The organism is Bradyrhizobium sp. Kon37 (genome assembly GCF_055807535.1).
This window is the reverse complement of record NZ_JBVVOY010000016.1, coordinates 1-23,716: the sequence shown is the minus strand read 5'-3', so window position 1 is coordinate 23,716 and position 23,716 is coordinate 1. Positions and strand designations below refer to the sequence as shown.

At 64.3% G+C, this 23,716-nt stretch carries 22 protein-coding genes and 1 tRNA gene; 16 read left to right on the top strand and 7 right to left on the bottom strand.

The genetic code is table 11. From position 1 onward, the window contains the following. Positions 1-14 precede the first annotated feature (14 nt). From AC0L3J_RS25490 to AC0L3J_RS25475, 4 genes are all read right to left on the bottom strand, one after another. Positions 15-1,115 (bottom strand): ABC transporter ATP-binding protein, encoded by a 1,101-nt coding sequence (locus AC0L3J_RS25490; RefSeq protein ID WP_473348701.1) that lies wholly within the window; start codon positions 1,113-1,115, stop codon positions 15-17. Positions 1,116-1,121: 6 nt separating this feature from the next. Then, entirely contained in the window at positions 1,122-2,033 is a 912-nt protein-coding gene (locus AC0L3J_RS25485) for a carbohydrate ABC transporter permease (RefSeq protein WP_007610465.1), read from the bottom strand. Further along, a complete protein-coding gene (locus AC0L3J_RS25480) occupies positions 2,033-2,971 on the bottom strand; it encodes a carbohydrate ABC transporter permease (RefSeq protein ID WP_007610463.1) in 939 nt (312 codons plus the stop codon). Before AC0L3J_RS25480 ends, AC0L3J_RS25485 begins: the two co-directional genes overlap by 1 nt. Positions 2,972-3,103: 132 nt before the next feature. Beyond that, positions 3,104-4,444, bottom strand: a complete 1,341-nt coding sequence (locus tag AC0L3J_RS25475) for an ABC transporter substrate-binding protein (RefSeq protein ID WP_473348700.1) — start codon at positions 4,442-4,444, stop codon at positions 3,104-3,106. A gap of 484 nt (positions 4,445-4,928) precedes the next feature. Between AC0L3J_RS25475 and AC0L3J_RS25470 the strand changes: the two genes are divergently transcribed. Then, positions 4,929-5,720, top strand: coding sequence for a Spy/CpxP family protein refolding chaperone (locus AC0L3J_RS25470; RefSeq protein ID WP_473348699.1), 792 nt, complete (start codon positions 4,929-4,931; stop codon positions 5,718-5,720). Positions 5,721-5,831: 111 nt separating this feature from the next. Further along, a complete protein-coding gene (locus AC0L3J_RS25465) occupies positions 5,832-6,209 on the top strand; it encodes a response regulator (protein ID WP_456764309.1) in 378 nt (125 codons plus the stop codon). A gap of 62 nt (positions 6,210-6,271) precedes the next feature. Here AC0L3J_RS25465 and AC0L3J_RS25460 read toward each other — a convergent pair whose 3' ends face one another. The 3 genes from AC0L3J_RS25460 to glk all read right to left on the bottom strand — a co-directional run bounded on the left by AC0L3J_RS25460 (position 6,272) and on the right by glk (position 7,899). Beyond that, positions 6,272-6,436 (bottom strand): hypothetical protein, encoded by a 165-nt coding sequence (locus tag AC0L3J_RS25460; RefSeq protein WP_473348698.1) that lies wholly within the window; start codon positions 6,434-6,436, stop codon positions 6,272-6,274. A gap of 143 nt (positions 6,437-6,579) precedes the next feature. Further along, a complete protein-coding gene (locus AC0L3J_RS25455) occupies positions 6,580-6,783 on the bottom strand; it encodes a hypothetical protein (RefSeq protein WP_007590943.1) in 204 nt (67 codons plus the stop codon). A gap of 144 nt (positions 6,784-6,927) precedes the next feature. Beyond that, the gene (glk, locus tag AC0L3J_RS25450) at positions 6,928-7,899 is read right to left on the bottom strand and encodes a glucokinase (protein ID WP_473348697.1); all 972 of its coding nucleotides are present in this window, start codon (positions 7,897-7,899) and stop codon (positions 6,928-6,930) included. 255 nt (positions 7,900-8,154) lie between these two features. Between glk and pncA the strand changes: the two genes are divergently transcribed. The 14 genes from pncA to AC0L3J_RS25380 all read left to right on the top strand — a co-directional run bounded on the left by pncA (position 8,155) and on the right by AC0L3J_RS25380 (position 23,647). Further along, positions 8,155-8,793 carry a bifunctional nicotinamidase/pyrazinamidase gene (gene pncA / locus AC0L3J_RS25445; protein ID WP_473348696.1) on the top strand — a complete coding sequence of 213 codons (639 nt, stop codon included), beginning with the start codon at positions 8,155-8,157 and terminating at the stop codon, positions 8,791-8,793. A gap of 17 nt (positions 8,794-8,810) precedes the next feature. After that, positions 8,811-9,926 (top strand): alpha/beta fold hydrolase, encoded by a 1,116-nt coding sequence (locus tag AC0L3J_RS25440; RefSeq protein ID WP_473348695.1) that lies wholly within the window; start codon positions 8,811-8,813, stop codon positions 9,924-9,926. Between the two features lie 151 nt (positions 9,927-10,077). Continuing rightward, entirely contained in the window at positions 10,078-12,111 is a 2,034-nt protein-coding gene (locus AC0L3J_RS25435; RefSeq protein WP_473348694.1) for an NAD(+) synthase, read from the top strand. 14 nt (positions 12,112-12,125) lie between these two features. Further along, positions 12,126-12,512 carry a GrlR family regulatory protein gene (locus AC0L3J_RS25430; protein WP_473348693.1) on the top strand — a complete coding sequence of 129 codons (387 nt, stop codon included), beginning with the start codon at positions 12,126-12,128 and terminating at the stop codon, positions 12,510-12,512. A 110-nt stretch (positions 12,513-12,622) separates the two neighbouring features. Beyond that, on the top strand, positions 12,623-13,873 hold the full coding sequence (locus AC0L3J_RS25425) for a DUF1236 domain-containing protein (protein ID WP_473348692.1): 1,251 nt from the start codon (positions 12,623-12,625) through the stop codon (positions 13,871-13,873). A 460-nt stretch (positions 13,874-14,333) separates the two neighbouring features. After that, complete coding sequence (locus AC0L3J_RS25420; protein WP_473348691.1) at positions 14,334-15,149, top strand: sugar phosphate isomerase/epimerase family protein; 816 nt, start codon at positions 14,334-14,336, stop codon at positions 15,147-15,149. A 29-nt stretch (positions 15,150-15,178) separates the two neighbouring features. Continuing rightward, a complete protein-coding gene (locus tag AC0L3J_RS25415; RefSeq protein WP_473348690.1) occupies positions 15,179-16,816 on the top strand; it encodes an ABC transporter substrate-binding protein in 1,638 nt (545 codons plus the stop codon). Between the two features lie 3 nt (positions 16,817-16,819). Beyond that, positions 16,820-17,803: an ABC transporter ATP-binding protein gene (locus tag AC0L3J_RS25410; protein ID WP_473348689.1), complete on the top strand. Its 984-nt coding sequence runs from the start codon at positions 16,820-16,822 to the stop codon at positions 17,801-17,803. Then, positions 17,800-18,792 (top strand): ABC transporter ATP-binding protein, encoded by a 993-nt coding sequence (locus AC0L3J_RS25405; protein ID WP_473348688.1) that lies wholly within the window; start codon positions 17,800-17,802, stop codon positions 18,790-18,792. Before AC0L3J_RS25410 ends, AC0L3J_RS25405 begins: the two co-directional genes overlap by 4 nt. Continuing rightward, on the top strand, positions 18,792-19,721 hold the full coding sequence (locus AC0L3J_RS25400) for an ABC transporter permease (RefSeq protein ID WP_456764320.1): 930 nt from the start codon (positions 18,792-18,794) through the stop codon (positions 19,719-19,721). Before AC0L3J_RS25405 ends, AC0L3J_RS25400 begins: the two co-directional genes overlap by 1 nt. After that, the gene (locus tag AC0L3J_RS25395; protein WP_473348687.1) at positions 19,718-20,578 is read left to right on the top strand and encodes an ABC transporter permease; all 861 of its coding nucleotides are present in this window, start codon (positions 19,718-19,720) and stop codon (positions 20,576-20,578) included. The genes AC0L3J_RS25400 and AC0L3J_RS25395 overlap by 4 nt, the downstream gene beginning before the upstream one ends. Positions 20,579-20,851: 273 nt before the next feature. Then, the gene (ilvD, locus tag AC0L3J_RS25390; protein WP_473348686.1) at positions 20,852-22,702 is read left to right on the top strand and encodes a dihydroxy-acid dehydratase; all 1,851 of its coding nucleotides are present in this window, start codon (positions 20,852-20,854) and stop codon (positions 22,700-22,702) included. A gap of 237 nt (positions 22,703-22,939) precedes the next feature. Beyond that, positions 22,940-23,266, top strand: coding sequence for a hypothetical protein (locus AC0L3J_RS25385; protein ID WP_035969507.1), 327 nt, complete (start codon positions 22,940-22,942; stop codon positions 23,264-23,266). Positions 23,267-23,557: 291 nt separating this feature from the next. Then, positions 23,558-23,647 (top strand) — tRNA-Ser (locus AC0L3J_RS25380). Positions 23,648-23,716 lie beyond the last annotated feature (69 nt).

The window sequence follows — 23,716 nt, the reverse complement described above, 5'->3', positions numbered from 1 at the left end:
TTCTTGGCCGGCCGTCACAAGACGGCGCCGGTCGCCTCGTTTAGCAGGTGCATATTGTTGAGGTCCATCGCCAAACGCATGGGGCCCCCGTCCTTGGCGCCCGCATTGGGATCGACACGGCCGCAGACGGGCGTGCCTTCCAGTCCGAAATAGACCAGCGTCTCCATTCCCATCGGCTCGGTGACATCAAGCACGGTATCGAAGGTCTCGACGCCCGGATCCAGATGCGCATGCGACTCCGTGAGATGTTCGGGGCGGATGCCGAGCAACAGGTTTTCAGCTCGGGGCAGCGCGCTGTAACGGGCGGCGCGGGCCGGCGGCAACGGGAATGAGATGCGGTCCGTCAGGCGGACGTTGAGCTTGCCGCCGACGTCCTCGAGCCGGCACGGGATGAAGTTCATCGCCGGCGAGCCGATGAAGCCCGCGACGAAGCGCGTCGCCGGCTTGTGGTAGAGCTCGTTCGGCGTGCCGATCTGCTCGATCCGCCCCTTGTTCATCACCACGACGCGATCGGCCAATGTCATCGCCTCCACCTGATCGTGGGTGACGTAGACCGTCGTGGTGCGCACCTTCTGGTGCACCTTCTTGATCTCGATCCGCATCTGCACGCGCAGCTTGGCGTCGAGATTGGACAGCGGCTCGTCGAACAGGAAGACTTTCGGATTGCGCACGATGGCCCGCCCCATGGCGACGCGCTGGCGCTGGCCGCCGGAGAGCTGCTTCGGCTTGCGGTCGATCAGGTCGGTGATGTCGAGGAGGCGGGCGGCCTCCGTCACCCGCGCCTTGATCTCGGCCTTGGGGTAGTGCTTGAGCCGCAACCCGAACGACATGTTCTCCGCGACCGTCATATGCGGGTAGAGCGCGTAGTTCTGAAACACCATTGCGATGTCGCGGTCCTTCGGCGGCACGTCGTTGACGACGTCCCCGCCGATCATGATGTCGCCATCGGTGATGTCCTCGAGTCCCGCGATCATCCGCAACGTCGTCGACTTGCCGCAGCCGGAGGGGCCGACGAGCACGATGAACTCATGGTCTGAGATGTCGAGATCGATGCCGCGCACCGCCTCGACGTCGTCGTAACGCTTGACCACCTTCCGCAACGCAACCTCAGCCATAAGACATCAACCCTTTGTCGCGCCGGCGGTCAGGCCGGCAATGTAATAGTCCATCAGGAAGGCGTAGATGACCAGCGGCGGGGCTGCGCCAAGCAGCGCGCCGGTCATGATCTGACCCCAGTTGAAGACGTCGCCCTTGATCAGCGTGGTAGTGATGCCGACCGGCAGCACGAGCTGGTCGATGGACGTCGTGAACACCAGGGGATAGAGGAACTGCGCCCAGGATACGGTGAAGGCGAAGATGGTCGCTGCGATCAGGCCGGGCAGGGCAACGGGGATGAAAATCCGCGTCAGGGTCTGGAGCCAGGAAGCGCCGTCGATGATGGCGGCCTCATCGAGCTCCTTCGGGATCGAGGCAAAATAGCCGATCATGATCCACGTGCAGAACGGCACTGTCAGCGTCGGATAGACGAACAGCAGCACATACCAGCGATTGAGCAACGTAATGCCCGTGATGTCCTGGACCGCAGCGAGCATTTTGAATAGCGGAATGAACAAGAGACTGTCCGGAACCAGGTAGGTCAGAAACACTCCCGTGGCGAGCGTCGTCGAGCCCCAGAACTTCATGCGCGCGAGCGCGAAGGCCGAGGGGATGCTGATCAGCATGGTGATGATGACGACCACGATCGAAACGATCGCCGAATTCCAGAAGAAACGGAGGAACTGGTTCGAGGTCAGAAGCTCGACATAGTTCGACAGTGTGGGGTGGAACACCCACCACGGATTTGTCGCGGCCGAGATTTCAGCACTGCTCTTGAGCGAAGTGATCAACATGTAGAGCGGCGGTGTCAGCGAGAAGATCGCAAACAACACCAGAAAGAAGTACGACCAGCGCAGCGCCCAGGTGCGGTCCCGGCTCATGCTGCCAAGCTTGACCTTGCGTGTCGGACCGGTCTTGTCGATTGCGAGCGTGCTCATCAGGCTTCGTTCCCGCGTTTGTTGACATCGCGCAGGATGAAGATCGCTGCGACGGCGAGGATAGGCACCATGAACAGCGAGACGCTGGCGCCAAGCGGAATATCGCTGCCCTCGATGCCGACCTTGAAAGCCCATGTCGCAAAAATGTGGGTTCGATCCAGCGGGCCGCCCGACGTCAGGATCCGGACAATGTCGAAGTTGGCGAAAGTCACGATCAGCGAGAACAACGTGGTGATGGCGATGATATTGCGCATCATCGGCAGGGTGACGAACCAGATCTTCTGCCACCAATTTGCCCCGTCGATCGCTGCGGCCTCATAGAGCTGATCCGGAACCGATTTGAGCGCCGCCAGATACATGATCATAAAGAACGGTGCGCCGTACCAGACATTGACCAGGATGACGGAAAAGCGCGCCCATGACGTGTCGCCGAGCCAGTTGATCGGACCGATGCCGAAGAACGACAGCGTGTAGTTGAAGGCGCTGTAGGAGGGGTCGAACAGCCACAGCCAAGCCAGCGTGCTCATCGCCGGCGGGATTACCCACGGCACCAGCAGCATGCCGCGCCATTTGCGTTGGCCTTTGGCGGGAATGTTATGCACGAAATGCGCGACGATGAATCCCATCAGCGCCTTGAAGAACACCGCTGTGAGGGCGAAAATGCAGGATTGCTGCACCACCATCCAGAACGTGTCGCGCTTGAACAGGAAGGTGAAATTGCCGAAGCCGACGAACTTCTGCATCGACTTGTTCAGGGAGGCGAGGTGGATCGAGTAGATCGCAGGGTAGAGCACGAGCAACGCAATCAGGAGGATCAGCGGCAGCGTCAGCAGGAACGCCGCCGTCGATTTGCGCCCCATAGCTTTGCGGAGACTCGTTCGCTTGCGGGCGCTCCGCGCAGGGACCACGCGACCTTGCTCAACGACGACGTCGGCCATGACAGATATTCCTTCAAGGTGTCGAACGGGATGCCGGCCCTGTCGGTCGGCTTCCCCGTGGCGGGAGGCAGAACCAGGAGTTGCGCCGGCGGCTCACGCCTCGCGCGTGAACCGCCGTGGCACATCCTCGGGCTAACTCCGCATGAAGCCCTCGCACTCGCCTTCTGCCCAGGCGAGTGTGGTCTCCATCTTCTCGCCCTGCGCGAAACGCAGCGCCATCTTGGTCAGCGTCGCCTGGAAGTAAATCTGCTGGGCGATCTTAGGCGGCGCCGGAGACGCGGCGATCGACAGTGTCTGATGATTGTAGGGGTTCGGATAATGGAAGAGCGTGCCCTTCGGCGGTCCTTCCTCCGCCCAGGTTTTCAAGGTCGTCAGGTTGGCATAGGCGGGCAGATCGTAGCCGCCGCTTGCCGCGACGAACTTCTCGATCGATGACGGCTGCGACAGATGGGTGAGTAGGCTCTTGCCCGCTTCCTTGTTCTTGCTGAAGCTCCAGAGTCCCCAGAAGTACGGAAGGTAGGGTGCGAAACGGCCTTTTGGCCCCGCCGGGAAGCCGTGAGTCCAACACTGCTCGGCGACCTGAGGAGCGTCGCGTTTGGCGACGGCCCAGGCGCTCGGCGGATTCAGGATCATGGCGCCGCGACCGGAGATCAGCCATTTGTTGTTCGAGGCGTCATCCCAGGACGGCGCGTCGGGCGGCAGGAACGCAATCAGCTTCTTGTAGTATTCGAGCGCCTGCCGAACGGCGTCGGTCTTGACCGTGACGTCGCCCTTGGCGTTGACGAGCTCTGCCCCGAACGACTGGAAGATTGCACCGGCCGTGTCGACGCTGTCGGTGGTTTCGCCAAGCCCGATACCGAAGGGGACGCCGCCCTTCTGGCAGGCTTCGGCCGCCTTCAGGAACGTGTCCAGTGTCCAGTTGTCGGCTTTTGGCGGGCCGCCGGCCGGATACATCTCCTGCACGTCGATGCCTGCATGCTTCTTCATGAGGTCGATGCGGGAGCAGGGCCCCTTGATCTGGCTTCCCGGGGTCGCGGGGATCCCGAGCCATTTGCCGCCGGCCTGGCCGAGATATTTGACCGTGCCGTTGACGTCGCCGTTCTGCTTGAGGAGCGGCTCCATGACATCATTGAGCGGCTCGAGGTTTTCAGAATAGGCGTGCGGCCACCAGGTCGGCATCTGCAAGATGTCGTGACCGGATTTGGCCTGGGCTTCCGCCGCAACGGTGAGCTGGATCTTGTTGTTGTTGCTGGTGATGTAGTCGATCGAGACTTCGACTTTCTCCTTCGCCGCCCATTCGTTGACGAGAGCTTTGGAGGCATCGTTGGCGCCGGGCACCCAATGGTCCCAGAAGCCGATCGAGAGCTTGCCGGCGGCGTAAGCGCCTCGGACGTAGGGCGCCGTGATCAGCGCCGCGGAGGACATTGCAGTGGCAGCCACAAATTGACGTCGCGTCAGTGTCTTGCGTGACATCTCGTTTCCTCGCTTGGGTGTTTTATTGTTCTGGCGTTTCCTCTGAACTCTTCCGAGTTCTACTTTTGATTTTCTTTTTGAAAGTTTCTTGTTCGACGTTTCTTATTGATGCCGTCGGCTTCGAAGGCAAATTGGTAGCGCGATCAGATCATGATTGATTGCGTCTGTCGAGAAAACCGAACGGCTCGCGCCTAGAACTAACGTTGTGTCCGGGAAGGCGGCCGTGCCCTCGACGTCATGCGCGGACCATGAACCACGATCGGTCATTTTGCGACGCACACTTTGCGCCGACCCGCCCGGTCGATGCATGCGCAATTACGCCGCAGTTTCGAATAAGCCTGCATAAGCGCCTCGCGCCAAACACTTTTCGGGCGTGGATAGCAATTGTCGGTGGCTAGACCTCGAAGCGGTGAAAACGATAGAGTTGCAACTGGCGGGTGGTTCTCACCCCCAACGGCCTAATCAGATCGAGATGGAGACCAGAATGATCAACCCGGCGCCGCTCGCGCGGCTTAACCTGCGACGATGGTTCGCGCTGGGATCCGTTTTCGTGTTGCTGCTCGGCGCAGCCGCGGTGGCGAACGCTCAAGGCCTGGTCAAAGGGGTTCAGGAAGGAGCGGCGGCCGGGAACAAGGCGGCAGGTCCGGTCGGCGGCGTGCTCGGCGGCGCGATCGGCGGTGTGGTCGGCGTCTTCACCGGCGTGCTCGGTGTTGGCAATAATGGCAATCAGGCGCCCGCCGCCAAGGATTCAAGCAAGGATTCGAGCAAGGACGCTGCCAAAGACGCCAAGCAGGGCGCCGGCAAGGACAAGGATGCCAAGAGCGCCAAGGCTGGCAAGGGCGCCAAGGCGAGCAAGGAGGCGAAGAACGCGCCGCAGGACAAGGATGTCACGGTCCTCAGCCAGACCGGCGCGCCGCAATTGACCGCCGACCAGATCGTCACCAACAGCGACTCCTATATCGAGCGGATCAAGACCGAACTGAACCTCACGCCCGAGCAGGAGAAGCACTGGTACGGCTTCTCGAGCGCCATGCACTACCTCGGGCATAACGGTGCCGAGCGGCTCAACCTGCGGGTCGCGCGCGCCAAGCGGGATCCGCCCGACGACATCGTCGAGCAGATGCGCAACGAGGCCCAATTCCTCATCGACCGCGCTGCCGACCAGCGCAATGTCGCCGACGCCGCCGAGCCCCTCTATTCGAGCCTCGATGACAAGCAGAAGCAGGTGTTCGTACAGGAGATGGTGCGGCTCAGCCACGAACGAGGACTGGATTGATCAAGTTGAATCGGATCGGGCGCGTCTGAATTAACGGCGCCCGCCACGAATTCGTGAATCCTCTTCGCGATTCGGTTATGATTAGCTTCGGAAGCTGATGGCGGGGTTGATATGGCGGACGGACTCTCCGTTTTCCTGGTCGAAGACGAGACGTTGATCCGGATGATGATGACGGACATGGTGGAGGAACTCGGCCACCACGTCATCGCGGAAGCGGATAATGTTCGGGACGCCAGCGCGTTCGCCATGACGGCGCAGTACGATCTTGCGATCCTCGATATCAATCTCAAGGGCCTCTACGTCGATCCGGTTGCCGATCTGATCGAGCGCCGCGGCAAGCCGTTTCTGTTCGCGACGGGCTACGGGCCGGAGCTGCTGCCGTCCTTGCTCCGGCGCCGGCCGATCCTGCGCAAGCCGATTTCGATCGATCAGCTCAAGGCGATGATCGATTCGATGTTTCCGGAAGCGCTAGCGAAGACGCCGCACTGAGACCAAAATAAAAATGGCCGCCCGTCAGGGGCGGCCATTTCGCGACGGAATGCGTCGCGGTCTCACATCAGGGCGGCGCCGAGATCGATGCCGCGCGCCATCAGGCCGAACGAGGCGACCAGGCCCGTGCAGCAAAACAGCAAGATGGTCTTGAACGAAGAAAACGAAGATTCGGCCAAACGCGTTTCGATGGTGGCCGGCATCGCGGCGATCGAAATTATGCTCATGTTCATTCCCCCCTTTGTTGCTCCTGAATTGCATCAGGTGAGGGAACTTCTAGAGCAAAAAGTTTGACGCGAGCTTTCGAGAGATCGTTAACGAAATGGCAATTGATGCCGCGCTTTCGGGCACCGTAGCGCAATCACTTGGTTTACTGGCGCCCGTTCTTCAGCACGGTAGCGATAGTGTGGGCCGTCATGGCGGCGCGGTCCGAAGCGCGCTGGGCGGCGAGGCGGTCACGCGCCTTTTCCTCGATCAAGAGCTCGATCAAGGCCAGCCGCTTGCCATCGTCGTCCGCCTCGAGCAGCAGGCGGTGATAGCGGTGATAGTCGAAACCTAGATCCTGCTTACGCATGTCACGCCCCCGCAACTACGCCACACACACAAGCCAGGATTGTTTCTCATCCGGGACGTGCGCGCAAGCACGATCCCGCGTCGAGCGGGCGTGCCGTGCAATCAGCTGTGCATGACTGGAACCCGCGGACGGCTGCGCGCGCCGCTAAGGCTGGTTGTGCTCGGCGAACATCGTGAGGCCGAGGAAACTCGCATCAGGTTTCGTGACCAGTCTGGTCGGGATGTTGCGCAGATATTCCTGGAAGCGTCCTTTGGCTTCGAAGCGCGCCCGGAATGCGGAGGCTGCAAGGAACTCGGGAAAGCGCGGCACGATTCCGCCGGCGATATAGACGCCGCCGCGTGCGCCGAAGGTCACCGCGAGATTGCCAGCGACCGAGCCGAGAATGGCGCAAAACATCTCCAGCGTCTTGCGACTGAGCTCGCAACTGCCTTCCAGGGCGGCCTTCGTAATGGCGGCAGCATCGCGATGCGGCACCTGCGCGCCTTCCACTTCGGCCAGCGCTTCGTAGAGGCTTTGCAGGCCGGAGCCGGACAACGCGCCACGCTCGATGGAGACATGGCCGAGGCGTCGGCGCATGCACGCGATCACGCGTTCCTCGCGCTCGTCCTCCGCCGGCAGGGTCGCGTGGCCCGCCTCGGTGACGACGGCCAGCCGTGAGCCGTGGCGCTCGACCAGGCAGGAAACACCAAAGCCGGTTCCGGGTCCGACCACCAGCAGCGGCTCTCCGGGAAGGCCATCCCCTCCGCCGAGCGGGATCAGGTCGGCGGGCTGCAGGGCGGGCAGGGACCAGGCCACCACCTCGAAATCGTTGAGAACATGGACGCTGTCGAAGCCGAGGGCGGGCTGAAGCTCGTTGCCGTCGATGACCCACGGGCTGTTGGTCATGACGCAGCGGTTGTTGGTCACCGGCCCCGCGACGGCCAGCACGGCCCTTGGGGGCGTTTTGCCGTCTGAGCGACGCGCGAGAACATCGGCAATGGCTTCCCGGACGGTCGGAAAGTCTGCCACTTTGACGTAATCGATCGGTCCGGTCTCATCGCCCTGACTGAGCGCGAAGCGCGCATTGGTGCCGCCGATATCGGCGAGAAGAATCTGTCCTGTCTTGCCGATGGTCATGTGCGTGTGGCTGCCGCGGCCCTTCGGGCTGCGGGAACCGCTACCTCCGCTCTATCCGATCGCAAAATGCGAACGGCTTTCAGAATCCGCCCCCGGATGGATCTAGTCAACACGCATCAGCCCAAACCGTTGCATCCCGGGGCCGACGGGGTGCATTCGCGCAGACCGCCGCACCGCTTCGGTGGTTGCGAAGCAGCGCGGGAAGATCGACACTGGAGACGTGCCTTCGGCGCCGGTCGCGCGGGATGGCCTGGAATGGACCATGCGATGAAGCTTTCCGACCGCGACGTGCTGCTGATCATCGACGTGCAGAACGATTTTTGCACCGGCGGGGCGCTCGCCGTGCCGGGCGGCGAGAAGGTCGTCCCCGCCATCAATCGGATCGCCCAAAACTTCGCCAATGTGGTGCTGACCCAGGACTGGCATCCCCGCGATCATGTCTCCTTTGCGCCGAACCATGCGGGCAAACAGCCGTTCGAGACCATTGCGCTTGACTACGGCGTCCAGGTGCTCTGGCCGAGCCATTGCGTGCAGGGCACGGCCGGCGCTGAATTTCATCGCGATCTCGACGCCACTCGCGCAAATCTCGTGGTGCGGAAGGGGTTTCGGCGCGGCATCGATTCCTATTCGGCGCTGTTCGAGAACGACAGGAAGACGCCGACCGGCCTGCTCGGATATTTGCGCGAGCGCGAGTTGAAGACGATCTTCGTCGTTGGCCTCGCGTTCGACTTCTGCGTCCGCTTCTCGGCGGAGGATGCCCGCAAGGCGGGGTTCGAGGTCGCCGTCATCGAGGACGCCTGCCGCGGCATCGATCTCGACGGCTCGGTGGCCGCGACCCATCAGAGTTTTCGGGAGCGCGGCATTTCGCTCGTCAGCTTCGAGGCCTTCCTGTGAGGACCGTGAGATAGCCAATGGCAGAGAAGACCGGCAAACAGCAGCGCGCACCGGGCCCGGTCCCGGATGACCCGCTGCTGTGGCCGTTCGCTGCGGCTCGGCTTGCGATGGATGCCTGCTTCGGATGGCTCGAGCGCGGTCCGCCGGAGCAAGCCGACAGCAGCCTGCCGTGGACCACGCCCAACTCCGTCGCGCTGGAGCTTGCGACCATGCGCCTGCGCAATTGCACGCGGACCGAGTCCGGCCAGCCGGCACTGGTCTGCGCGCCCTATGCGCTGCACCGGGCCCTGATCGCCGACTTCGCCCCCGGCCATAGCGTGGTGCAGTCCCTGCAAAATGGCGGCATCGACCGGGTCTACCTCACCGACTGGCGCTCGGCCGCACCCGACATGCGCTATCTCTCGATCGACAGCTATCTCGGCGATCTCAACGTCGCCATCGACGAGATCGGCGCGCCGGTCGATCTGGTCGGCCTGTGCCAGGGTGGCTGGCTGTCGCTGCTCTATGCGGCGCGCTTTCCCGCCAAGGTGCGGCGGCTGGTGCTGGCAGGCGCGCCCGTCGACCTCTCGATCGACTCCAGGCTGTCGCAGCTCGCCCGCAACGCGCCGGCGATGGTCTATGACCAGCTCGTCGCCCGCGGCGGCGGCAATGTCAGCGGCGAGGAGATGCTTCGTGTCTGGTCGAAGGCGCCGAGCCGCGACGACATCGTGACGGCGCTGCAGAGCGACCTCTCCGGCGAGGAAGGTGCGGCGCTGCTGGCACGCTTCGAGCGCTGGAATGCCGAGCCTCTCAATCTGCCCGGTGCCTATTATCTCGAGATCGTCAATTGGATTTTCCGGGAGAACCGGATCGCGCGCGGCCAATTCACGGCACTCGGCCGCGTGGTTGATCTGAAGGACGTCAAGGCGCCGGTCTTCCTGCTGGCCGGACTCGATGACGACGTCGTGCCGGCAGAGCAGGCGCTCGCCACCGCCGGCTTGCTCGGCACGCCACCGGCTTTCATTGCGGCCACCTCGGAGCCCAGCAACCATCTCGGCCTGTTCATGGGCGCGCGGACCCATGCCCATGCCTGGCCCCGGATCGCCGAGTGGCTGCGCGACGATCTGCCCGGCATGCTGGTGCGCAGAGCCTGACACTGCCCCCAGAGGGGCCCGGCGCCGGGCAGCGAAGCTGCAAATCCGTTATGCATGCCGTTGAATGGCCTGCACGGGGCGATGTCGATGGGTTAAATGGAGTTCAGAGCTGGCGGAGGCCGGTCGCGACGAGACAAAGGGACTGTGCTCGATGAGTTTCCACTCGATCTATGCCCACGGATTTGCGCGCGTGGCGGCCTGCGTCACCACCTCTCATGTGGCCGATCCCACGGCCAACGCGAGGGCGGTTCTGGCGGCGGCGAAGGACTGCCACGCGCAGTCGGTGGCGGTTGCCGTGTTTCCCGAGCTCTGCCTGTCCGGCTATGCGATCGAAGATCTCGTGAAGCAGGACCCGCTGCTCGATGCGGTCGAGCGCGGGCTCGTGGCCATCGTCGAGGCATCCTCGGCCCTGATGACCGTCCTGATCGTCGGCGCGCCGCTGCGCTTTGGCAATCGCATCTACAATTGCGCGGTCGTCATCCATCGCGGCAAAGTCCTCGGCGTCGTGCCCAAGAGCTATCTGCCGACCTATCGCGAATTCTACGAGGGACGGCATTTCGCCTCCGGCGCCGGCATCGTCGGAGAGATGGTCGCCTTCGGCGGGCTGCATGCCCCGTTCGGCGTCGACCTCCTGTTCGCGGCCGAGGACGTACCGGGCCTGACCATCGGCGTCGAGATCTGCGAGGACATGTGGATCCCGGTGACGCCGGCCTCCGAGCTCGCGCTCGCGGGCGCGAGCGTGCTGATCAATCTCTCGGGCAGCCCGATCACCATCGGCCGCGCCCGCTCGCGTGCGCTCTTGTGCAAATCGACGTCGGCGCGCTGCCTCGCGGCCTACGTCTATTCCGCCGCAGGGGCAGGGGAATCGACCACGGATTTGGCCTGGGACGGCCAGACCTCGATCTACGAGAACGGCGTGCTGCTGGCCGAGGGCGAGCGGTTCCGCCAGGGCGGCCAGATCACGCTGGCTGACGTCGATCTCGACCTGCTCAGGCAGGAACGCGCGCTGATGGGAACCTTCGACGACAACCGCCGGCAGCGCGAGGCCTTCTTCCGGAAAGTCAGCTTCGCCTTGAAGGCGCCGGCGGCCGATATCGGCTTCCTGCGCGAGGTCGAGCGCTTTCCGTTCGTGCCGAGCGACGAGAGCCTGCTCGAGCAGGACTGCTATGAGGCCTACAACATTCAGGTCGCGGGCCTTGTCCAGCGCATGCGTGCGACAGGCACCAAGCGCGTCGTCATCGGCGTCTCAGGCGGGCTCGATTCCACCCACGCCTTGATCGTCGCCGCCAAGGCCGTCGACCTTCTTGGCCTGCCGCGCGAAAACATTCTCGCCTACACCATGCCAGGCTTTGCCACCGGCAGCGAGAGCAAGACCAATGCGCTGGCGCTGATGAAGGCGTTGCAGACGAGTTGGCAGGAGCTCGACATTCGCACCACGGCGACGCAGATGCTGAAGGACATCGGCCATCCCTTCGGCAAGGGTGAGAAGGTCTACGACGTCACTTTCGAGAACGTGCAGGCGGGCCTGCGCACCGACTATCTGTTCCGGCTCGCCAACCACAACGGCGGCATCGTCATCGGCACCGGCGATCTCTCCGAACTCGCGCTGGGCTGGTGCACCTACGGCGTCGGCGACCAGATGGCGCACTATAACGTCAATGCCGGGGTGCCGAAGACGCTGATCCAGCATCTGATCCGCTGGGTGATTGCTTCCAAGCAGTTCAGCGACGACGTCAATCGGACGCTTGGATCGATCCTGTCGGCCGAAATCTCGCCGGAGCTGGTTCCGGCCGAGCCGGGCGAGAAGCCACAGAGCACCGAAGCCTCGGTCGGTCCCTACGAGCTCCAGGATTTCAACCTGTTCTACACGCTGCGGTTTGGCATGCGCCCATCCAAGATCGCCTTCATGGCGCTGCAGGCGTGGAAGGACGTCGCCGAGGGCGAATGGCCGCCGGCATTTCCGACCGACAAGCGCAAGGCCTATGATCTCAAGGAGATCCGCCGCTGGCTCGAGGTGTTCCTGCGCCGCTTCTTCGCTTTCAGCCAGTTCAAGCGCTCGGCGATGCCGAACGGACCCAAGGTTTCGGCCGGCGGCTCATTGTCGCCGCGCGGTGACTGGCGCGCGCCGTCGGATTCGAGCGCGGCGGCGTGGCTTGAAGATCTCGAACGGAATGTGCCGGTTTGAACGGGAGATGAGCGATGTCGGCCGGCGATGGGCCCGAGCAGGGCGGCAACCTACAGAAGGTCCTCAACGGCCTCTACATCTTTGAGATCGAGATGCGCGACGGCAAGCGCGGCCAGGCCAAAGGCGTCGTCGTGCTCTGCGATGGCCGCATCATGGGCGGCGACAGCTATTTCTACTACACCGGCAGCTACACCTTCCGGAACGGGAAATGGCGCGGCGACATGACCGTCAATCAGCACACCGAGGCCGTCGGCAAGCCGCTCGCGTTCGGCGGCAGGGAAGTAACCTGCGGCTTTTCCGGCGATTACTCCGCCGACGGCGCCGAGGTCGAAGGCATGGCGCTGGTTGGCAAGACCAGCGTGACATTCACGGCGCGGCTCACGCTTAAGGACGCCATGTGAGACCCGCCTGAGATGTGAGACCGGCGTGATCGGCCCTCGTTCCTGATCAGGAACCTTCGCACCCAAAGAACGTTCGCGTCTGTTGTTGCGAATTTCCGAGGAGAGGGACCATGCGCAAGCACTTGATGTTATCGACCGCAGCTATCGGACTGATGCTTGCTTCCGGCTTCGCCTACGCCCAGGCGCCCGGTGAGCGTAGAGACGAGCCGAGACGGAGCGAGGAGCCGGCGAAAGGCGCTGCGCCGCAGCGCGGCGGCGCCCAGGAGCGAGTTCAAGAGCGCGCGCAAGGCGCCCAGGAGCGATTGCAGGGCGCTGGCCGCGAGGAAAAGGGCGGCGCTGCCAGGCAGGACGCGAGTGACGACAAGCGCCAGCCGGCCAGTTCTGCCGAGCACAACCAGCCGAAGTCGAAGGATCAGGCGCAAGAATCCCGCGAGCCCTCCCGCGATCGCAACCGTGACGCCGAGAGCCCGAAACCGGGACGCGACAGCAAGAGCAGCGCCGAGACGAAGCAGGACAAGTCCGCGCCGCAGAAATCAACGGCGGAGTCCGAGAAGTCCAAGTCCGGCACGTCTAGCCAGCAGAACGAGCGCGCTGGCACCGCGGCCAACCAGAACGAGCGCAACCAGACCCAGCCGCCGCGCAACGCGGCTGAGCAGCAGCCGGCGCAACAGAACAACCGACCGGCCACCGCGACCGACACGAACCGGACGGCCCCGACCAACAATGCGCAGACCGCGCCTGCCACCCCGGGCACGCAGACCAACCAAGCCAATCAGACCACCCAGACCAACACGCAGACCAATCAGCAGACCCAGGTGACGTCCGAGAAGCAGGTGCGGATCTCCGAAACGGTGAGCCGTGCACGCCTGGCGGAGCCGGAGCGTAATCTGAACATCTCGATCCGGGTCGGCGAGACCATTCCCTCGCGCGTGCGCCTTCACAGGCTCCCGCCCGAGATCGTCTCGATCGAGCCCGAATATCGAGACTACGAATATTTCGCGACCGGTGACGACGTCGTCATTGTGGAGCCGCGGACGCATCGCATCGTCAGCCAGGTGCCTCGCGATCCATCGCGAGCCCGTGCCCAGATGAGCGGCGGCACCTCATCGAGCATGACGGCGGCCGGGGGCAGCAACGTAAACTGCCAGATCATGCGGCGTGACGCCTCGGGCAATGTGGCCCAGGCAGAACCCTCCACCGTAGGCTCGACCGCGCGAACCGATTCTCTGAGCGTGACTGTCCAGTTGCCCGGCGGCGGCTCGTCCGCACCGATCGCCCTCGGCGCTCCCGCGGGCAACATCGTGGTCGCGACGCAAGGGCAGGGCGACTGCACGGTGACGATCGAGCCGCAGACGCGCTAGCGCCGAAAGAAAAACGGGCTGAAACGACTTCGCGCCGCACGGCTGATCAAGCCGGCGGCGCGAAATCACGTTCAATCTAGAAAGTCCCGAGGTCCGGAGTGCCTAGGAGTCCGGACCTCGTAACCTTGCCCCAGCCTTTGATCCCCCCGCCCCATGTGGTCCCCCAACCCCATGTTGCGCGATCAGAGGGTGATGCCCTTGGAAGGCCGCCGATCGATGTCCCGCGATGTACGCGACATCGGAATAGGATTCCATTCCGGATCACTACGGATTTAATCGCGCTTGATCCGAGCGCGGATGCATGCGTCTGCACGCACTGCACTCGCCGCTGCCTGAATTCGATGCACGCGATCGGGGGATGTCCACATCTCCTCAGCGCTTCGGAACCTGCATTTCACCGGCCTGTCATTGAACTGGTCTAGCGCTGCCCCTGTCATTGTTGACGGCCGAGGAGCAAGCCATGTCGAAGCCGGTACTGGGCGCCGCATTGTCCATTAGATCGATCCCTGCGCATCGCGACTGGCTTCTCGAACGGCAGCGCGATCTCGAAATTCAGGATTTCTTTCGCGCGGACTTGCTCGACGGCGACTGGCGAAGTGCTGCTAGCGAAATCAAGCAGATGCTCTCAGGTCACACCGGCCGGCTCGGCATCCACGGACCGTTCTGGGGCTTCGCCATCGGTAGCCACGACCCGATGATCCGCCAAGTCGTAACGAAACGCCTGCTTCAGGGCCTCGAAGCCGCCGAGTTTCTCGGCGCGACGCAGATGGTGATCCATTCGCCGTTCACGACCTGGGACCACAACAACCTCGACCTCTATCCGGATAATCGCGGCAATCTCGTCGAACGCGTCAAGGCGACACTCGCCGAGGTGATCGTGCGCGCAGAAACCATCGGCTGCGAGATCGTCATCGAGAACATCGAGGACAAGGATCCGCGCGATCGCGTGCGTCTCGCCAAGGCGCTCGAAAGCAGCAAGGTGCGGGTCTCCCTCGACACCGGCCACGCCAACTACGCGCACATCTCCACCGGCGCGCCGCCGGTCGACTACTACGTCGAAACCGCCGGCGACATGCTGACGCACGTCCACCTGCAGGACACCGACGGTTTTGCCGACCGGCACTGGGCCCCGGGCGAAGGCAATATCCCGTGGGTCGCAGTGTTCCGCGCGCTGGGCCGGCTGAATTCCAACCCCCGGCTGATCCTCGAACTTCGCAATCACGACGACGTCCGCGCCGGCGCAGCCCATCTCGCCGCATTTGGTCTCGCCGAATAACCGCATCATCCAGGGCAGGGGTTCCCGTCATGAGCAAGCTTACCCGTCGCACCATCCTGAAATCCGGCGGCGTTGCCGCTGGCACATTGCTTCTGCCGCGTTTTGCCATCGCGCAGGCCGACAACCGTCCTTCGGTGACGATTGCCGTTCAGAAGGTGACCAATTCGAACGTGCTCGACGTGCTGCGCGAGCAGTCCAATGTCGGCGAGCGCGTCTTTTTCTCCTCGATCTGGGAAGGCCTGATCTCCAAGAACTGGCGCGGCAGCCTTGAGGCCGTGCCGGGGCTTGCCACCGAGTGGCGCCGTATCGACGACCAGACCGTCGAGGTGAAGCTGCGCCAGGGCGTCAAATTCCACAATGGCGACGAGCTGACGGCCGATGACGTCGTCTTCACGTTCAGCCGCGAGCGCATGTTCGGCGAGACCGAGGCCAAGAGCCGCAGCACCATCCAGGCTTTCGAGAAAATCCCGACGCCGCGGCCGGGCAAGGAGCTGCCGCCGGACGTTCCGGCGGTTGCACGCCGGATCTGGCCGGATCTCGTCCGCGTCGATGCCGTCGACAAGTACACGGTGCGCTTCTACAACGCGACGCCCGACGTCACGATCGAGGGCCGGCTGTCGCGCTACGGCTCCGACATCGCGAACCGTCGCGCCTGGGCTGAATCCGCGAGCTATCTCGACTGGGCGCGCAAGCCTGTTACCACCGGGCCCTACAAGGTCGTCGAACTCAAGCCCGACGTGTCGCTGACGCTCGAAGCGCACGACGAATATTGGAGCGGCCGTCCACCGCTCAAGCGCATTCGCTTCCTCGAGGTCCCGGAGGTCGCGAGCCGCATCAACGGCCTGTTGTCGGGCGAGTACCAGTTCGCCTGCGACATCCCGCCAGACCAGATCGCCGGCATCGAGAAGAATTCAGCCTTTGAAGTGCAGGGCGGTACCATCCTCAATCATCGCCTGACCGTATTCGACAAGAACCACGCCCAGCTCGCCAATCCGCTTGTAAGGCGCGCCTTCACCCATGCGATCGACCGCCAGGCCATCGTCGACAGTCTGTGGGCCGGCCGCACCCGCGTCCCGAAGGGCCTGCAGTGGGAGTTCTACGGCGACATGTTCAATGCCGACTGGAACGTGCCGGCCTACGATCCCAAGCTGGCGCAGGACCTGCTGAAGCAGGCCAACTACAAGGGCGATCCCATTCCCTATCGCCTGCTCAACAATTACTACACCAACCAAGTCGCGACCGCACAGGTGCTGGTCGAGATGTGGAAATCGGTCGGTCTCAACGTGCAGATCGAGACCAAGGAAAACTGGTCGCAGATCATGGAACGTGCGCCGACCCGCGCGGTGCGCGACTGGTCGAACTCGGCCGCCTTCAACGATCCCGTGTCTTCGCTGGTTGCCCAGCACGGTCCCAACGGCCAGCAGCAGCAGATCGGCGAGTGGACCAATGCCGAGCTGAACACGCTCTCGGAGTTCCTGGAAACCTCGATCGATCGGGCCGCCCGCAAGAAGGCGTTCCGCCGCATGCTGGAGATCGCCGAGCGCGAAGACCCGGCCTATACGGTGCTGCACCAGAACGCGACCTTCACGGCCAAGCCGAAGTCGATCAAGTGGAAGGCATCGCCGGCCTTCGCGATGGATTTCCGCGCCGGCAATTTCGAGGCCTGATCGGTGGCGCCGCTGATCAGCATCAAGGACCTCAGCGTCGCCTTCCCGGGCGTGCCGGTCCTGCGCGGTGTCGATCTCGCCTTGCATAAGGGCGAGGCCCTCGGCCTCGTCGGCGAGTCCGGATCGGGCAAGTCGGTGACGTGGCTTGCGGCACTCGGCCTATTGCCGCGAAATGCCCGCGTCTCGGGCTCCGTTCGTCTCGATGGTCGCGAGATCCTTAGTGCGCCCGCCGCCGAGCTCGACCGCATCAGGGGCGGGCGCGTCGCCATGATCTTCCAGGATCCCGCGAGCGCACTCAATCCCGTGCTGACCATCCGCCGGCAGCTCTGCGAGTCCTTGGCGCTGCATCGCGATCTGTCGGGCAACACGGTGAAAGCGGAAGCGCGGCGGCTGCTCGATCTCGTCGGCATTCCCGACGCGGCGCGCAGGCTCGAAGCCTATCCGCATGAGTTCTCCGGCGGCCAGGTCCAGCGCATCATGATCGCGATGGCGCTCGCCGGAAATCCCGACCTGCTGATCGCGGACGAACCGACGACGGCGCTCGACGCCACGATTCAGGCGCAGATTTTAGAACTGCTCTCGACTATCCGCCGCGAGATGGGCATGGCGATGGTCCTGATCAGCCACGATCTCGGCGTGGTCGCGGAAAACTGCGACCGCGTCGCCGTGATGTATGCCGGCCGCATTGTCGAGCAGGCGCCGGCGAACCAGCTCTTCGCCGATCCCGTCCATCCCTATGCGCAGGGCCTGATCGGCGCGCTGCCGCCGCTCGACGGGCCGAGGCGCCGCCTGACCGCCATCCCCGGAACGGTCCCCGATCCCGCGAGGATGCCTGATGGCTGCGCATTCGCGCCGCGTTGTGCGCTGGCAGAAGAGGCGTGCGGCATTGTGGCTCCAAGCCTCGCGCCGATCGCGGCGGATCGCGCCGTTGCCTGCGTTCGCGCCGAGGCTTCGCGTCGCGCGCTGCTCGGGATTGCTGCCGAATGAGCAGTCCGCTCGTCGAAATATCCTCGATTTCGCGCAGCTATAGCATGCGCTCCGGGATGTTCGGCCGAAGTGCCGCCGTGCATGCCGTCGATCGCGTTTCGCTCACGATTCCCAAGGGCGAGACGCTGGGCCTCGTCGGCGAGTCCGGCTCGGGAAAATCGACCACCGGCCGCATCGTGCTCGGCCTCGAGCCGCCGGACCATGGCGAGGTGCGGTTCGACGGCAAGCCGATGGCCGCGCCCGGAACAACCGCATGGCGTGCGCAACGCGCGCACATCCAGATGATCTTTCAGGATCCGCTGGGGGCGCTGGACCGGCGGTTACCGGTCGCTACCCAAATCCGTGAGCCCCTGGACATTCACGGTCTCGGGACGCCCCTCGAGCGCGAGGAGCGGGTCCGCGAATTGCTGCGCGCGGTCGAACTGACACCCGCACATGGTGCGCGCTACCCGGGCGCGCTCTCCGGCGGACAGCGCCAGCGCATCGTGCTGGCGCGGGCGCTGGCGACCAAGCCGGATTTCCTGGTCTGTGACGAGCCGGTCAGCGCGCTCGACGTCTCGATCCAGGCGCAGGTGGTGAATCTGCTCGCCGATCTCCAGGCGCAGCTTGCGCTGACCTTGCTCTTCATCAGCCACGATTTGCGGGTTGTCCGGCAGATCAGCAATGTTGTGGCCGTGATGTATCTCGGCCGCATCGTCGAGATCGGCAGCGCCGATGATCTGTTCGCGCGGCCGGAGCACCCGTACACGCAAGCACTGGTCTCGGCATCGCCCGCGCCGGGTCGTCGTAGCGCGGGCCGCATTGTGCTGGCAGGCGATCCGCCGAACCCGGCGGCCCGTCCTCAAGGCTGCGCCTTCCATCCGCGCTGCCCGCGCGCGATCGCGCGTTGTGCAAGCGAGATGCCAGCGCTGTCCAACGTCGGTGGCGACAGGCAGGTCGCCTGCCACCTTGTGGCGGGGCCGCACGTCGAGACGCGGGATGCGGCCTGATGGGACGCTATTTCGCCATTCGCATCGGACGCGCGGCGTTGACGATCGTGCTCGTCGTCACCTTCGCCTTCGTGGTGCTGCGTCTCTCGGGCGATCCCGCGCTGATGATTTTGGGACCGGAAGCGCCGCCGGAAGTCCTCGCCGCCTTCCGCAGGGCGTGGGGCCTCGATGATCCCATCTGGTTTCAGTATCTCGATTATTTTGGCGCGATCGCCAAGGGCGAGCTCGGCCGTTCCATGCGTGACGGGCGGCCTGCGATCGAGCTTGTGCTGGAGCGGATTCCGGCAACCCTGGCGCTGACGCTGCCGGCCTTCGCATTCAAGGTCGCGCTCGGCATTCCCGCCGGCATCTACGCGGCGCTGCACCGTGGCTCGGGAATCGACCGCGCGGTGATGATGACGGCGGTCGCCGGCTTCACCGTGCCGAGCTTCGTGCTGGCGCTGCTGCTCGTGCTGGTCTTTGCCGTGCAACTCGGATGGCTGCCCTCGGGCGGGCAGGACAGCTGGCGTCACGCCATCCTGCCGATCGTGACACTCAGCCTTGGCGGCGCCGCGGTGCTGGCGCGCTTCACTCGGAGCGCCATGCTGGAGGTGCTGGGCCAGCCCTATATCCGCACCGCCTCGGCGAAGGGCGTGCCGTGGCGAAAAGTCGTGACGTCGCATGCGCTGCCGAACGCGGCTATTCCGACCGTCACCATTCTGGGCTTCATGGTGGGCACGCTGATCGCGGGCGCGGTCGTGGTCGAGAGCGTGTTTTCGTGGCCGGGAGTAGGGCGCTTGCTCGTCGTCGCCGTCGCGAACCGCGACCTCGCCGTCGTGCAGTGCATCCTGTTGCTGGTGGCGATGACCATGGTCACCTCCAACCTGATCGTCGACTTCCTCTACGGCTTCCTCGACCCGCGGCTGCGCGCCAAAGGAGCGCACGCATGACGGACGCAACGCTGAAGGACGCGTCTGTCCGCCGCCGCATGAGCCTCCCGGCGATCCCGGTCTCGGTCGCCATCGCGATCGGCTGGATCGTCGCGATGCTGGTGATCGCGGCCTTCGCCGAGAAGATCGCCCCCTACGGCTATACCCAGCTCGACCTGCGCAATCGTCTCGCTGCGCCCGGCAATGTCGCGCACTGGCTCGGCACCGACGAACTCGGCCGCGACGTGCTGTCGCGGCTGCTCGTTTCGATCCGCATCTCGCTCCTGATTGCCTTCGGCGCAACGGCTATCTCCGCCATCGTCGGCACCACGCTCGGTTTCCTCGCCGCGCATTTCCGCGGACCCGTCGAGCAGCTCGTGCTGATGCTGTCCGACTTCCAGGCCAGCATGCCCTTCCTGATCATGGCGCTCGCAGTGCTCGCCTTCTTCGGCAACTCGCTGCCGCTCCTGATCGGCCTGATGGGATTTTTCGGCTGGGAGCGTTACGCCCGGATCGCGCGGGGCCTTGCCATTTCCGCCAATGCGCAAGGCTATGCGGCGGCGGTCCGGCAGCTCGGCGCGACGCCGGCGCGGATTTACCTCCGGCATATCCTGCCCAACATCGCCTCGACCCTGATCGTGTCGACCACGCTGGTGTTTCCCGAGGTGATCCTGATGGAGTCGGGCCTCTCGTTCCTCGGCCTCGGCGTGCAGCCGCCGATGACCAGCCTCGGCAACATGGTCGGCTACGGCCGCGAGTACCTGACCCGGGCACCCTGGATCATGCTGGCGCCGGCCACCACCATCGTGGTGACCACGCTGGCGGTCTCCGTCATCGGCGACTGGCTGCGCGACCGGCTCGATCCCGAGCTGCAATAATGCTTCGTCATGGCCGGGCTTGTCCCGGCCATCCACGACCTTTTCCGCGGCATCAAGAACGTGGATGCCCGGGACAAGCCCGGGCATGACGGCTGAGATCGCCTGTGCTCCCGCGCCGGGAGCAGGGGAGGCCTGCGCAAGGCCGATCAGGCCCGGTCGGGCTCAAGTTCCCGTTGCGCGCGTTCCCCCCGTGCGCTATCCGGCCGGAAAGGCCTGAGGCGGCTTCGAAATTTTGCCGCGCCCGGCTAGCCAAACCCGAGGACGGAAACCGCCATGCCAGCCTATCGCTCCCGCACCACCACCCACGGCCGCAACATGGCGGGCGCCCGCGGCCTCTGGCGCGCGACCGGCATGAAAGATGGCGATTTCGGCAAGCCGATCATCGCGGTGGTCAATTCCTTCACCCAGTTCGTGCCCGGTCACGTCCATCTGAAGGACCTCGGCCAGCTCGTCGCCCGCGAGATCGAGCAGGCCGGCGGCGTGGCGAAAGAGTTCAACACCATCGCGGTCGACGACGGCATCGCCATGGGCCATGACGGCATGCTCTACAGCCTGCCGTCGCGCGAGCTGATCGCCGACAGCGTCGAGTACATGGTCAATGCGCATTGCGCCGACGGCATGGTCTGCATCTCCAATTGCGACAAGATCACCCCCGGCATGCTGATGGCCGCGCTGCGGCTCAACATCCCCGCCGTGTTCGTCTCGGGCGGACCGATGGAGGCCGGCAAGGTCACGCTGCAGGGCAAGACCAAGGCGGTCGATCTGATCGATGCCATGGTCGCAGCCGCCGACTCCAAGGTCAGCGACGAGGACGTCAAGGTGATCGAGCGCTCGGCGTGCCCGACCTGCGGCTCGTGCTCGGGCATGTTCACGGCCAATTCGATGAACTGCCTCACGGAAGCCCTTGGCCTTGCGCTCCCCGGCAACGGCACGGTGGTCGCGACCCACGCCGATCGCAAGCGCCTGTTCGTCGAGGCCGGCCACACCATCGTCGATATCGTGCGCCGCCACTACGAGCAGGACGACGCTAGCGTGCTGCCGCGCAATGTAGCGAACTTCAAGGCGTTCGAGAACGCGATGACGCTGGACATCGCGATGGGCGGTTCGACCAACACCGTGCTGCATCTGCTCGCCGCCGCCCATGAAGGCGAGGTGAAGTTCACCATGCAGGACATCGATCGCCTGTCGCGCCGCGTGCCTGTCCTTTGCAAGGTCGCACCATCGGTCGCCGACGTGCATGTCGAGGACGTGCATCGCGCCGGCGGCATCATGGGCATCCTGGGCGAGCTCGACCGCGCCGGCCTGATCGACACGTCGGTCTCGACCGTGCACGCGCCGACCATGAACGACGCGCTGGAGCGCTGGGACATCAAGCGCTCCAGGAGCGAGTCCGTCCGCACCTTCTTCCGGGCCTCGCCCGGCGGCATCCCGACCCAAATCGCCTTCAGCCAGGAGCGTCGCTACGACGAGCTCGACACCGACCGCGAGAAGGGCGTCGTCCGTAACCTCGAACACGCCTTCAGCAAGGACGGCGGTCTCGCCGTGCTCTACGGCAATCTCGCGCAGGACGGCTGCATCGTGAAGACCGCCGGCGTCGACGCCTCGATCCTGAAATTCGCAGGCCCCGCCCGCGTGTTCGAGAGCCAGGACGCGGCCGTGGAAGGCATTCTGGGCGGCAAGGTCGTTGCCGGCGAGGTCGTGGTCATCATCTATGAAGGCCCGCGCGGCGGCCCCGGCATGCAGGAGATGCTATATCCGACCAGCTATCTGAAATCGATGGGCCTCGGCAAAGCCTGCGCGCTCGTCACCGACGGACGCTTCTCGGGCGGCTCGTCGGGCCTGTCGATCGGCCATCTGTCGCCGGAAGCCGCCGAAGGCGGCAACATCGGTCTCGTCAGGACCGGCGATCGCATCGCCATCGACATCCCGAACCGCAGCATCACCCTCGAGGTCTCCGACGAGGAGCTGGCGAAGCGTCGCGCCGCCGAAGACGCGAAGGGCGATGCCGCCTGGCAGGCGATCGGCCGCAAGCGCAACGTCTCGACCGCGCTGCAGGCTTACGCGGCGCTCACCACCAGCGCCGCGCGCGGCGCGGTGCGCGAGGTCAAGCGTCGCGTGAAGTAACAGCATCACGTGCCGGCGTGATCGCAAGCATCACGCACCGCGCATGGTCAACAAGTTCTGAACGGCCGGCGCAAGCCGGCCGTTTGCATTAAGGATGCCCCGACGAACTTCGGCAAAGCAAGATTTTGCCGCGTATACTGATGCGACCTTCGCAAATCCATTTCGGGCAATTGGGGCACCACAATAATGTCTCGCACTCTCGCTGTCGTTTTCTCGACCGTCGTCGCTGCGATTTCCATGACGAGCGCGGCTTCCGCCGGCTGCTACAATTGCTACACGCCTCCGCCGTGCACGACCTGCTACCAGCAGCAATATGTGCAGCCGCAATACCGCACCGTCGACGAGACCGTGATGGTTTCGCCCGGCGCCGTCGTGGCGCACCGCGCGCCGGCGCAGTACCGCACCGTGATGGTGCCGCAGACCGTGATGGTGGCGCCGCCGAGCGTCCAGTACGAGCGCATCCCGCCGCAATACGCCACGCGCCAGCGCGTCGAGATGGTCCAGCCGGGCTATTCCTATTACGCCCCGGTGCAGATGGGCTGCGCGTCCTGCGGCGGCTACTGAGCTAGAGCAACAACGCAGAATTCAAGCGGCGCTCCCTCGGGGGCGCCGCTTTGCTTTTGAGGGCAGCAAACGAGGCCCGGAAGCGGAAGCGACTCCAGGCCGGGCCTCGCAACCGGCGACGCGACGCCCTGGGAGATGTCGCCAGTGTCCGGATGCCTGAGGCGTACAGGCTAAGGGAACAGGTTGACGCTCGCCTGACAGATCGTGTGCAGCGGAGGGGGTTCGGGTCCGGCGCCAACTTCGCGTTGCCTTGGGCCGTCTACTGCGTTAAGCGACAACCATTCCGGGTTTGGAAGGGTGGCCGAGTGGTTTAAGGCACCGGTCTTGAAAACCGGCGTGCCCGCAAGGGTACCGTGGGTTCGAATCCCACCCCTTCCGCCACCTCATTGTTGTCCGGCCCGAAGACATGGGTAACGGAACGTACCTAAGACATAGGTGACAGCCTCGTGC